The organism is Mycoplasma sp. 4079 (assembly GCF_047785185.1).
GTDB lineage: Bacteria > Bacillota_I > Bacilli_A > Mycoplasmatales > Metamycoplasmataceae > Mycoplasmopsis.
The window spans coordinates 1-14,462 of the sequence record NZ_JBLNNG010000016.1 but is presented as its reverse complement, the minus strand read 5'-3'; the positions used below and the strand labels follow the sequence as shown (position 1 = coordinate 14,462).

The window sequence follows — 14,462 nt, the reverse complement described above, 5'->3', positions numbered from 1 at the left end:
CTTTCTACCGAATACAAAGATTAACATACCAATTAATCAAGTTACAGCTGAAACAGCTACAATGTATGGTCAGATTAAGATCGGTGATGCTTCTTTTAATCTTTTATCAATAGTTGTTTGTTTAACTACATCTTCGTTATTATGAGAGTTAAGATTATTTAAAATTTCATCTGAATCAGTAATTGCTTTGTTAATTGCATCTTGTTTAGCTTTAGTTAATTTTTCAAATTTCTTAGATTTGGTTAAATCCACTAAATCATTTTTAGCTTTAGCCAATTCTTCAGCATCAACATATAATTGAGTAATTTGATTATGTTTATTATCAAATTCTGTGCTTGTAGCATTATTATCTAAAATGTTATTGATTAATGTTGATTTGGTTGTGTCATTAAGCATGTCGCTCTCTTTAACTTGTTGAATTAATTTGTCTTTAGTTTTAACGTTATTTAAGTTATTTACAAAGCTTGAATCATTAGCTAAATTCAATGTTTCGCTAATTAATTTATCTCTAGTTTCATCAGAAATTTTGTTGTCTTTAGCTTCTTGATGTAATTGATCAATTAAGTCTAATCTAGCTTTTTCATTGTCTAACTTATTAGTAAATTCTTCGCTTGTTTCATCTAATTCTCTAATGTTTTGAGAAATTGAATCTTTTTGTTCTTGTGTCAAGTTTGGATTTTGTCTAATTTGATCAATTGCTTCTTGTTTCTTATCAATGTTTTTAGCTATTTCATTGTAATTTTGTTCAGTTGGATTGTTAGCTAAAACATCTTCAACTAATTTAGCTTTATCATTGTCACTTAAAGATTGATCATTATTAATTTTACTTAATTTATTTAATTGATCTTTGATGTTGTCAAAGCTTACTAAAGCATTTTCGCTATTAGCATTAATTGGGTCTAATTCAGCAATTAATGCATCTTTTTGAGCTTGTGGCAAGTCTGATTGGTTAATTTGTTCGTAAAGTGCGGCTTTTTTATCAACATTACTAATTTGATGATCAAGACTTGATTTGGTTTGATTGTTATCTAAGTCAATAATTTCATTAACTAGATTTGCTTTATTTTCTTTAGTTAACTCATCATTTGCTTTAATTTGTTCAATTGCTTTAACTTTAGCTGAAATATTATCTGCTTCAGTAGCAAAATTATCTGAATCTTTTGCTAAGTTATGAACTTGATCAATTAAAGCTTCTTTAGTATTTTCATCTAATTTAGGATTTTGTTTAATTTGGTCAATTAAATTCAATTTAGATTCAATGTTATTTAATTTATCAGTTAATTTACTGTCATCATGAGGCACATTAATTACTTCATTTACTAATTTGTTTTTGTCTTCATCGCTAATGTGTTCATTAGTTTGAATTTTTTCAATTAGTTTAGCTTTTTGATCAATGTTAGCAATTTGATTTTCTAAATCATCTTGCTTATTGTCTAAGTTAGCAACTTCATCAATTAATTGTGATTTTTGATCATCAGTTAAATTAGGATTGCTTCTGATTTCTTTAATTTTATTTTCTTTAAGTTCTTCATTAGCTAATTGATCAGCAAATGTTTTATCTCTAGGGTCTAATTGACTGATATTATCACTTAATTTTGCTTTATCTTCAGTGTTTAATTGAGAGTCATCAGTAGCGTTAATTCTTTCATAAGCTGTTTCTTTAGCTTTAATGTTGTCTAATGTATCACCGTATGAATTTTTGTTAGCTTCTTTGTTTAATTTATCATCAACATTAGCTTTTTGAATATCGTCAATTAAATCTGCTTTTTGTTCAAGTGTTAAATTAGGATTGTTTTTAACATCATTAATTAAGTTTGTTTTATTAACGATTTTATCTAAATTGTCTTTGAAGTTTTGAACTTCATCAGCATTATCTGAATTAGAAGGAATAGCTAAGTCTTTAACTTGATCTATTAAAACTTGTTTTTCAGCAGGAGATAAGTTGTTATTTTTATTAACTTTTTCAATCGCTTTTTCTTTAGCATATTCAAAGTTTTTATCACCATCAAGAGCATTTTTAGCGTCAATTAATGCTTTTTCTAATTCTAATACTTTAGCAACGTCTTCATTTGAACCTTGTTTACTGATTAATTGATCAACTTTAGTTTTAGCTTCATCATAGTTCGCTTTTGGTTCTTGAGAAGCTGCGACATATTTAGGATTATCTGGTTGAGTTAATTCATCATTAATTGCCTTAGCTGTTTCTTTTAATTGACCCATAGCATTGTTCAATGTTTGCGCTTTATCAACCACTTTATCAACATTAGCTAACAATTTAGCTTTATCAACTTCTTCAATTAAAGCTGTTTTTTGAGCGTCATTAAGATGTTCAAGACTATTAATTACGTTTTTTGCTTCAGCTTTTTTGTTATTTATTTTTTCATCGCCATCAAGGTTTTGAGCAGCAACATTTAATTTTTCAATTAATGAATCTATGTTCTCAATACTTAATTCAGCGCTTCCGTTTTCTTTGTCAGCTAAATTGCTTGCATTATTAAACGCTTTATCAAATTCACGCATTTTTACTTCAGTTGCGTTTTTGTAATCAACACTATTAGGTGTGTCTTGCTTGTCAGCAACTGCTTGTTTAAGCTCAGCCATTTTTTCATCTAATGCTTGTGCTTCTTCAGTTACAGCTCTAACATCTTCAGGAGTTGTAGCCTTATCAACTTTAGCAATTAAAGCTGATTTTTGAGCATCATTAATGTTTTTTAAAGCATTAATTTTAGCAATTTCTTCAGCTCTAACTGTTTTAATGTGTTCTTTACCATTTAAGTTATTAATTGCTTCATGAACCACATTGATTTTTTCTGCAATCTTGTTATTGTTTAAGATGTCTTTTGTATCATCACTTGGTTCGTTTAAAGCTGATTCATAGTCTTTTAAGGCTTTAATAGCATCATCATATGCTTTTCTTAAATCTTCTTCTGAACCTGTGTAATTAATATCGCTTTTAATCTTAGTTTCGTTGCTTAAGTATTGACCAAGTGTAGCCATTGTACCATTAACCAAGGCATTATTAGCATCGACAGAATTTACATCGGCAACTGAATTTTGCTCATTAATTTTAGCAATGGCTTCATCTTTTTGTTGAGCAGTTAAGTTAGTGTAAATTGAGTTTTCGCCATTAATTTTAGCAATAGCATTTTCTTTAGCTTGATCAACTTTTTCTTCACCATTTAATCCATTGATTGCATTATTTAGTTCAGTGATTTTAGTATCAATTTGCTCAACACTTAAATTAGTTCCATTATCACCTAAATCTTCAGCTCTAATTGCTACTTGATTATTGTATTTAACTTGACGATCTTCGTCAGCTTCAACATAATCAACACTTGTTTTATCAACTTCAGCTATATCTTTGTAAGCTTTCATTTTGTTATCAATTGCTTTAGCTTTTTCAACAATATTATTAGCTTCACTTGCTTGGTTATTTTTGATTTCTTCAGTTAAGGAAGATTTTTGAGCTGGATTTAAGTTAGTTAAATTATTAATTGTTTTAATAGCTTGGGCTTTAGCTGTTTCATCAGTTTTGGCTTGATCTAAAAGATTTTTAACATTAATGGCAAAATCTTCATTTGTTTTATCTAATGTGGTGGCTTCAATTTTAGCAATATATGTATCTTTTTCAGCTTTAGTTAAATTATCTAGTTTAGCTAATTCGTCTTTGGCATTGGTTTGTGCATATTTAAGAGCCTTGTCATAAACAGCTTGTGTTTCTTCTTGTGTTGGAACTTTTGGTAATTTTTCAATTTCTGCTTTCAATAAGCCTTTTTGGTTTTCGTTTAGACTTGGGAAATGATTATTAATGTCATTTCTTAATACTTCTCTATTTCCATCAAGTGCTTCATCAGCAGTTTTTAAGGCTTCTTTACTTTGGTTTGCTTCATTAGCTAAACCATTTAATGAATCAGCAGTTGCATTACTTAAATCTTTAGCTTTCAATTCTGCTAATTTATCTTTAGCATTTTTCAAGGCTTGATCAACAGCTTCTTTTCTGTCTTGCGCATCGTTGGTATAAATACTTGTTGCAACTTTAGCTTTTGTAGAAGTAATTTGTTTTTCTAAATCGCCAAGATCTAAGTTTAATTTTTGAGCTTTTTCTAAGATTTTTTGTGCAGCTTCTTCATCAGTAGCATTACTTAATAAGTCTTTAATTTTATCTTTTTGATCTTTTGATAAATTATCAAGTTTATCAACTTCTGCAGCTTTTTTATTTTTGTTTTCTTCACCATTAAGTGCATTGTAAGCTTTTTCTAATTCTTTTAATGCTTGATCGATTGTTGCTTTATCTGTGTTTTGGCTTAATAATTCTTTAATTTTTGCTAATTTAGCATCGTAATTAACTTTAACATCAGATGAAGCAAATTGATAGTTGTCTAAAGTTTTGTCTGCTGAATAAGCATCATCATTTAATTCTAAATTAGAATTTTCAGTTAATGTTTGCAATTCTTCTAAGACTTTATCTTTAGTGTTTTTCATAGAAGTATTCAATTCATTTGCTTTAGTTTTAAGTGTTTCAGCTTCACTTGAAGCTGCTGCTTTAACTTCTTGAACTAAGGCTGCTTTTTGATCATCATTTAGATTGTTTAAACCTTTGATATGATCAATTGCTGCTTGTTTAGTATTATTTTGAGCTTTAGCTTCGTTTAAGATGGCACTAATGTTTGAAACAGGTTGATTGCTTGCACTTTTTTGAGCATCATTGATTTGTTGTTTGAATGCAGCTTTTTCCTCATTAGTTAAGTTAGTTAATGCATCAATTTGATTTTGTGCATTTTCTTTAGCCTTATTTAAAGAATTGTTCAATATTGCATTTGCAGCTTCTTCGTCTCAATTATTTTTATCAAGTTGATTAATTCTATCTAAATAATCTTGTTTATTATCTAATAATTCAGGTGCATAAGCGTTAATTTCATTTCTTAATGCTTCTCTTTTACCATCTAAATTAGTAATAGCAGTATTTAATGATTCTTTTTGTTTTTTAACTTCAGTGGTTTTAGCGATTATTTGATCATTGCTATTTGTTGCTAAATCAAATGATTCTAAGTCTTTTAATAATTTTTCAGTTGCAGTAATTTGATTGTCTAAAGCTTCTTTATTTGTTGTTGTATCGTTAAGATAAACAGGTTGTTCTTTAGTATTTTTAGCTTCATTAAGTTTAGTTTTTAAATCACTAATTGCTTGATCTAATTGTTTAGCTTTTTCAATAATTTGATTTGCTGTTTCTTGATCAGATGCATTGTCAATTTTTTCTTTCAACTGTTCTTTTTGTTTAAGAGTTAAGTTATTTAATTTTTTAATAGCACTCTTTTGTTCTTTGGCTTTTTCATTACCATTTAATGCTTCATAAGCAGTTACAAGAGCAGCTTTGGCATTATCAATTTCTGTTTTTGGAACATTGTCTTTAACAATTAAATCATTTAAAGCTTGTAATTTTTCATCATATGTTGCTTTTAATGATGAATCAGCTAATCTATACTTGTCAGCAACTTTATTTGCTGATTTAGCTGTTTCATAGGTTAATTGGTTGTTATTAGCTAAAACTTTAATTTGATTTGTCACTGCTTCTTTAGCTTGTTTAATTGCTTCGTTTAATTCATTCGCTGTGTTTTGAATTGTTGATGCTTGTGAAACAGGTGTAGCTTTAATTTGCTTAGTAAATTCTGCTTTTTGTTCAGCTGTTAAATCACTTAAGTTTTCAATGGCACTAATTGCATTAGCTTTAGTTTGTTGAAGATCATCAGCTTTAAGAACAATATCGTTAACATTTGCATCAAATTTATGGTCGGCTGTTTCATCAAGCGCAGCATTTTTAACTTTTTCTAATAAATCATTGATTTCAGTATCTGAAAGATTACCGTAATTTGTTTTATTAATTTTGTTAGTTGCAATTTCTTTACTTTTATCTAAACCTTCTTTAAGTAAAGCAGCTTTTTGTTCAGTTGTTGGTTGCTTATCTAATTGAGCAACTTTATCTTGAAGTTTTTTAACATCTTCTTGTTCTAACAATGCTCAATTATTAAGGTCTTCTTTGAATTTGTTTCTATAACCATCTAAGGCAACAATTGCATCATTTAAGGTTGACGTTTGAGTGTTAATTTCGCCGGTTTTTTCAGCAATTTGATCTTTGTTTAAATTACTTAAATCAGCTGTTTCGTAGCTTTTTAAGGCTTTTTTAGCAGTCTTAATAGCTTCGTCAAATTTGGCTTTATTTTCAGCTGTATCGTTTATGTATTCAGAATCATTTTTCTTAGATTCAGCTTCAGTTATTTTAGCTTTAAGATCAGTTATAGCTTTATCTAAGTTCTTAGCAACTTCAATAATTTTGTTTGCTTCTTCTTGATTCGTAGAACTATCAATTTTATCTTTTAAAGCTTGTTTTTGATCAGGAGTTAAATTATCTAAATCATCAATTACGTCTTTTTTATCTTTAGCTTTACTTTCACCATTAAGAGCATCATAAGCAGAAATTAATTCACCTTTAGCATTATCAATTTCAGTTTTTGAAACATTGCCCTTAGTAATTAAATTATTTAAAGCCTGTAATTTTTCATCATAAGTTTGTTTTAAAGCAGTATCTGCTAATCTATACTTGTCAGCAACTTTATTTGCTGATTTAGCTGTTTCATAGGTTAATTGGTCATCTTTTGCTAATTTTTGAATTTGTTCTTTTACAACGTTTTTAGCTTCTAAAATGGCAGTATTTAAAGTTGTAGCAGTTTCTTGAACTGTTGAAGCTTGTGATGTTGGCAATGATTTAACCTGATTTTCAAATACAGTTTTTTGGTTTTTTGTTAAATCACTTAAACCATTAATTGCGTTAATAGCTGCTTGTTTATTTTGATTTAATTGTTCAGCTTCTTTAATTACAGCTTTAACAGCAGCGTCATATTTGTGACTTTGAGTTTCATCAAGTGATGCGCTATTAACTTTTCTTAATAATTCAGTAATTTCTTCACTTGAAAGATTTGCATAATTATTCTTATTAATTTTGTTCGAAGCTTTGCTTTTACTTAAACTTAATCCTTCTTGAAGGATGCTTGATTTTTCTTCCTGTGTTGGTTGTTTCTGTAATTTATCAACTTTGTCTTGTAAAGTTTTAATTTCACTAGCATCTAATAATTCTCAATTATTAAGGTCTTCTTTAAATTTGTTTCTATAACCGTCTAAGGCACCAATTGCATCATTTAAGGTTGATGTTTGAGTGTTAATTTCACCAGCTTTTTCAGTAATTTGATCTTTGGTTAAATTACTTAAATCAACTGTTTCATAGGTGTCTAAGGCACTTTTAGCATCTTGAATTGCTTGATTAAATTTGCCTTGGTTAGCTGTTGTATCACCTGTATATTCAATTTTATCTTTTTTACCTTCAGCTTCAGCTATTTTAGCTTTTAGATCAGCTATAGCTTTATCTAAGTTTTTAGCTGCTTCAACAATTGCATTAGCTTCATCAACTGTAGTGGCATTATCTATTTTGTCTTTTAAAGCTTTCTTTTGATCTTCGCTAAGATTACTTAAATTGTTAATTACTTGTTTTTGTTCGTTTGATTTTAAGTGACCATCTAAAGCAGCAAAAGCACTTTCTAAGGTTGATTTAGCAGAATTAATTTGTTCCTTAGTTGCTGTAGTAGAAACTACTAATTCATATATTTTGCCCATCGCATTATCAAAATCTTGTTTTGCTTTATCGCTTGACAATCTATATTTATCAGCTGTTTTTTTAGCTGTTTTAGCTTGTTCAAATGTTAAATCAGAGAAGGTTAATTCATTAATTTCATCTATAACTGCTTTTTGAGCATCTCGAATAGCATCATTAATACCTTTAGCTTCTTCTAATATGTTGTTTGCTTGATCAGATGTATTGTCTTTAACTTTTTTAACAAATACTTGTTTTTGATCTGATGTTAAGAAATTCAACTTATTAATTTCGTTAATAGCATTTTGTTTAGTATCATTTTGCGTTTTAGCGTTATCTAAGACTGCTTTTACAGCTGAATCATATTTATGATCAGCGGTTTTATCAAGTTTTGCAGAATCAACAGCTTCATTTAATTTGGTTAATTCAGCAGTTGATAAATTAGGATAATTATCAACGTTTAAATCACTTTTTGCTTTTTGTTTACTTAAACTTAAACCTTCGCCTAATATTCTTTCTTTTGTTTCTTCAGAAGGTTGTTTTTCACTAATGCCATCAACTTTTGTTTGAAGTTCTTTGATTTTAGTTTCTGTTAATAGTTCTCAGTTTTTAAGTGATTTTTTAAGTTCGTTTTTGTAACCATCTAATTTATTAATTTCAGAATCTAAGGTATCTATATCTGAAATTATTGCCACGCTTTGAGCATTTAATTCGCTTGCTCCTAAATTAGCTAAATCTTTTGTTTTATAGCGATTTAAGGCTGATTCGGCATTAGCAATTGCTTGATCAAAAGCTGCTTGTTTACCTTCAGTATCTTTAGTGTAAATACCATCAGTTTTTTTGGCTTCTGCTCCAGCTATTTTAGCTTCTAAAGCAGCTATTTTTCCATCTAAGGTTTGGGCTTTATTAACAATGTCTTCTAAGTCTGTTAAATTAACACTTTTTGCCATTTTGTCTTTAATTGCCAATTTTTGTTTAGGACTTAATTTTTTTAATTTATTGATTTCAGTATTTTGAGTATCAAGATTGGTTTGACCGTTAAGTGCATTGTAAGCAGCAATTAAATTGGTTTTAGCATTGTTAATATTATCAACACTTGCGTTATGAAGACCCATTTGATTAATTAATGCCGTTACTTTTTGATCATAATCTTGCTTTTTATCATTATCAGCAAATTTATAAAGTGAAGCTGTTTTTTCAGCACCTGACACATTTTCATAGGTTAATTGATCATTTTGTGTTAATACTTTAGCTTCATTTAAAATGACTGTCTTAGCGTCTGCAATTGCTTGATTTAATTGTTCGGCTTGTAATTTAGTAGCATTAGCATTTGCGCTATCTTGTTGTTTGATAGTTTCAATGAATGAATTCTTTTGATTTTGAGTTAAGTTACTTAAATTGTCGATTGCGTCAATTGCATCTTTTTTAATTTTTTGTTTTTCTGCTGCTGTATTTAATACGCTAGTTAAGTTTTCATCAAAGTGTTTACTTGCTGTTGTGTTAATTGATTGTGAATTAACTTGTCCCTTTAAGCTATTTTTCTCAGTAGTTGTTAATAAGTTATAAGAAACAATTTTATTTTTTACATTGCCTTTACTTTCATTGAATGCTTCACCTAACAATTGACTTCATTGTTCATCAGTTGGTTTGTTAGGGTATGTTGGAAATTCTCTTTCAATTTTATCTTTGTAATTTTCAACATTAGTTAAATAAAGTGAATTGTCAATAGCTTTTTTAAGTTTATTTCTATAACCATCTAAGTTAGAAACAGCCGATTCTAATTCTTTGATTTTTGTTTCAATTTTAGCTTTAGATTCACTAGAAAAATTAGCTTCGTTCTCTTTGGTTATGCGAGTATTTTTTAAGCCTGTTAAGAAATCTTCAGCAGCTTTAATAGCGGCATCAAAGTTTTTTTGTCTTTCTTCTGTATCTTCTGAATAAAGTTCATCGCTTTTTACACGTTTTGTTTCAGCAATTTTATCCACTAATTTTTGATATGCATTATTTAATGATATTGTGATATTTGTATATGCGTTGGCATCATTGAAGTTTTGAGAATTTACAATTAATGTTTTGTAGTCATTCTTTTGTGCTTCTGATAAATTAGTTTGACTATCAACTGTTTTAAAGAATTTTTGTTTGTTAGCTTCACCATTTAATTCATTATATGTATTAGTTAAGTTTTGAATGATTGTATTAATTGTTGCTAAATCTTTGTTTTCACCTGATGTTTTATTTAAAAGGTTTTGAGCTTTTAATAAAGCATCGTTATAGTTTTTATTTTTATCAGTATCAGCTAAGGTATAGTTAATAGCTGTTTTTGCACTATTATCCTGATCATCTGTAATGTTTTGATTATTAGTTAACACTTTAAGTTGTTCTAACACTTTGTCATGTAATTCACTCATAGCATCATCTAATTCGCTTGCATCATTAAATAATAATTGCGCATCATCAAAAACAGTCTTTTCACGCATCTTGTTAATGATATCTTCTACTTGATTATTATTTAGATTAGTATAAGTTGTTTTAACTGTATTAGAAAGATCATGAATTTTTACTTTTGTTGCTAATTCGTCTAAACTTTGAATAGTTTGAGTTGATTCATTAGTTTTGTTTCTAAATTCTGTTTTTTCTTTTTCATTTAAGTTCTTACTATCATTAATTAATTGTAATACTTCGCGTCTTTTCTTTTCTAGAGTAGTTAAGAAACCATTAACTGTAAGACTATTTTGTTCAGTTGATTGAACAACTTTTAAACCTTCAACAGTTGAGGTAAGAGCATAATTAATTGTTAAAGTACCATTATCATCATTTTTAGTAATGTCAATAATTTTTACTTTTGCATTTTGGTTATTTATATCAGCAAAAGTTATTTCATTGTCTTTAACTTCTGAAGGCAATCTATTTGCTTTGTCATTGATTGAATTATTTGTAACAGTTAAAGTATTGTTTTTAATTTTAGCAACTACATCATTTAATCTGTCTACTTCAGTTTTGAAATTATTTACTGTTTCCTGTATTTTGTCAGTTTCAAGACCATTAATTCTTTTTGATCTGATTACATAATCAAATTTTAATGTTCCTGTTTTATCATTAACTACAAATGATTTGTCTTTAAGAACAATTTCTTCAGTTTGATCATTAATACCATTTACATTAATATATTGAGTAAAATTTTCTTTAGTAATTTCACGAGCTAATACTGATTTAGGTGTTTTAAGAGCAAATGTGACACTTAAAGCATCAATTCTCTGTTTTTCTTGAGCCCTATCAGCAGCAAAGCCTGTTATTCAATTAGAAGTAGTTTCGTCACTTTGAATAGTAGTGCTATATAATTTCTTGGTTGATTTAACAACATAAGTTAATTTAGCACTACCGCTATCAGTTAATTGTTCAGTTTGTGTAATAGATTTAATTTCAACAGTCGCGTCAGTTAACGATTCTCCTAAATAGAATTCGGCTAATTGTGCATCTTTAACCAAAGTATTAGATTTAGTTTGATTATTCGCTTGATCATAACCAAATTTATTTTCAGTTGTTGCTAAAGATTTAGCAATAGCATTGATTCTATCTTGTTCTTTGGCTAATTCTAAAGTTTTAGTAAAATCACTGTCATTTTTATACACTACATTTAATTTATTTGTAGCTGAATTTGTATCAATTAATTTGTCGATTTCGCCATTAAAGCTTTGTTTTTGGGCATCTGATAAGTTTTGTAAATCATTAATTTTAGTTTTTACAACATTAGCAGATTCTTTGTAAACGGTATTAGAAATTTGTAATAAATAATTATTGATATCATTTTGATATGGTTTAAGCAACACAAACTCTTGATTTGAGTTAGTAGCAAAATTATGACGATTGCCAAATTGGTTTCCACCAACTTTTATTTTGCTTATTTTTCCAAATCAGTCTTTTAAATTGGTATCTTCATTAGCAACATCATAATATTTTTTAGCATCGATGTAGTTATATTGTTTAAATTCTTCAGCTAATTTACCACCGTTACCAAAAATATTGTCTAATGAAGAAACTAAGTTTTTAAATCCTATTAAATAATTTTGTTTTAAATTAGCATTCAATAAATTAGTTTCTGAAGCAAATACATTATTTGCCTTATTATTTTCTTGATCTGAACCAATTAATTGATCCATCAATTTAGTTCAAGCAGGTTCATTTACATTAGTAAATTTTTCTCTAGCAGTTTCTCCGTATCAAACAAAGGAATTATTTGTTGGATTTTTATCGGTTAATGAGTTACCACCTGTAAATAAATCAGTAATTTTAATTGTGTTTAGTTCTTGATTAAATGTTTTAGTTTTTGTGTAAATATCATTAGCTAAAATTACAGCTTTTTCAAGTTTTTGAACTTCACCTAAGTAATCATATTTTCAATTGTTTCTTCAAGCATTTGCTAATGTTGTACTTGATTGGCCTTGATCGTCTTTAACTTGAATATTCACAAAATTATTTAATGCTTTTGTTTTAATATTTTTAATAAAAGTCTTTATTTGTTGTTTGTTGTATTCTGAATTAGCAATAACTGCGTAGTTGTTAATTTTGTCTTCTAAAGCTTTTAAGTTTTCTAAACCATTTGGAGCGCCTAAGTTTACTCTATTTCAATTTGCTAGTGTCAATTCAAGGTTTCTATAGTTAACAGTTATTGGAGCATTTGATCTATCAAATAATTTTTCACTTCGATTAAAATCATCGCTCTTGTAAGCAGCATATTGTCAATAAGAAAATTTGCTAGAATCAATATTATTTTTGTAATCAGAAGTTGAAAATAAATAATCTAACTTTTTAGTTCCTTCATAACCATCAACAGTTAATTCATCATCACTTGATGCATAATTAACTGTTTCGAAGAACTTTTCTTCAATTTGTTTTTGTAAGTCATTATATGTCTTAACATAAGCAATTCATTCATTAAGATTTCTCTTACCTGTTCCACCTGGCAAGTTATAATCTTGATCTACTTGCTTTTCTAGTTCTGTCGTTAAATGCGATTTTTGAAGACTCGTTAGTCATTTAGCTTTTTCAATTTCAATTTTTACTTTTCTATAGTCTGAATAATCTCAAGTAACACTTCTTTCCATGTAACCAGAAGTTGCTGAAGGAACAAATTCCGGACTGAAAACTGCTTTTCAATTTTTCTTATCTTCAGGATTGTCTAATGACACTTCAAGAGAAATATTACGATTTGATCAACCAGAACCAGTCAAAATTGCGCTGTTTTTAGTATTAAATGATCTTTTTGAAGCTAATGGTGTATCAGCTTTGAATAAATTTGATCTGTCAATAACTACTTGACCAGCATCTTTGTTATCTGTTCTAAACAATTTGAAAGTTGATTGAGGAATTATGTCAGTGTCTTGAACATATTCATTATTAGCCATACTTTCTCTTGTAATGTATTTAAGATTAGTACTTTGCGTTCTTTGACTATGTCTAATTAAACCACTTGCTCAGAATTTATCCCCTCATCATCCTTTTTCTCTAATAGTTGTACCTAAACCTAAAAATGATTGTCCACCACTATTAAAATCACTTGAAACAGTTCCGTCAAAATAAATATTAGGTTTAAGTTCAAATTCAACTTCTAAGAAATATTTTAAATATTCTCCACCTTTGTCTGTGAACATAAATAATGCAGCTCCACCATCCTTGCTAATTGGACCTCAACCACTATTATCTTCTGAACCTTGAGTCGCGTTTGAACCTGGATTATTTTTATCGTATCAGGTAACTGAACCTTCTCAATCTAAAAATTTATGTCCAATACCGTATTCACTTTTGTTTGCATATCTGTTATGAACTAAAGGGAGGTTAAATGAATTGTTTTTTCTATCGTATTGTGAAGGAAAGATATTTGGGATTTGTTGATAATTTTGTACATAGTGAGATTCTCTTAATGTGGGTCTATCTGTTGGTAGTGACTTACTTGAACTTCGATATGTACCAGACATGTATGGGTTAATATTCGCATTGTCTGTAACATACGTTTCGTGAATATTTCTACTTACTCTATCGTAAATTACGTCTGGGTTATCTATGCTTCTTAAACTGATTGTAACAGTACCAGTTAGAACCATATCTCTAGAAAAGTAAATTGCTGATGAAAAATAATTACCATTTTTAGACTCGTTTCATTGATTGAATCTGGCAATGAATCTTTTTGAAGTTTTATTTGATTGAACATCAGCGCGTTTTCATCATGAGTTCACATCAGAACTATTGTTTGAATCTTTTACACTTCAACCAAAAGGTAATGCTGTCATGTCGCCACGATTATCAAGCTCATATAACGCAACATCACTATCAAGACTATTTAAATCAGTATTTATTCCAGGATATTTATTACCATCTCAGTCTGATTTCAATGACATACGATATTTACTTGTTCAGAAATTGTTGTCATTATATTTGTTATCATCTATATAATCATTAATCTGTTGAAAAGCAGTCTCGTTAGAAATATCTAGTGATGTATTTCCAGAAATTGGTAAAAGTGCCAAAGCAGAAGTTACTGGCAAACCTAAACCAAGAGCCAATTTCATAAGTTTTTTCTTGCTATTCATAAAAAATACTCCTTAAAATTAGATTTTTCATTAGTATTTAAAACAAAAAGTAATTTCTAAATTACCATTAGACATTAAATATTTAGTTTAATTATTAAAATTTTTATTATTTTACATTAAAAAAAAAAACTAGCATAAGAAAAGTAGACAGAAAAATAACCCGAGTTTCCAAGTTTGAAGGTCTAAAAAACGAATATGCCTATAAATAAGACATATTCGTTTTTTATGTTTCAAAATTA

General features: G+C 28.4%; 1 protein-coding gene. It reads right to left on the bottom strand.

Features of this window, described 5'->3' with window-relative positions; genetic code table 4:
* A partial coding sequence (locus ACMZI9_RS03025) for a hypothetical protein (RefSeq protein ID WP_416099250.1) occupies positions 1-14,223 on the bottom strand: 14,223 nt, incomplete at its 3' end.
* Positions 14,224-14,462 lie beyond the last annotated feature (239 nt).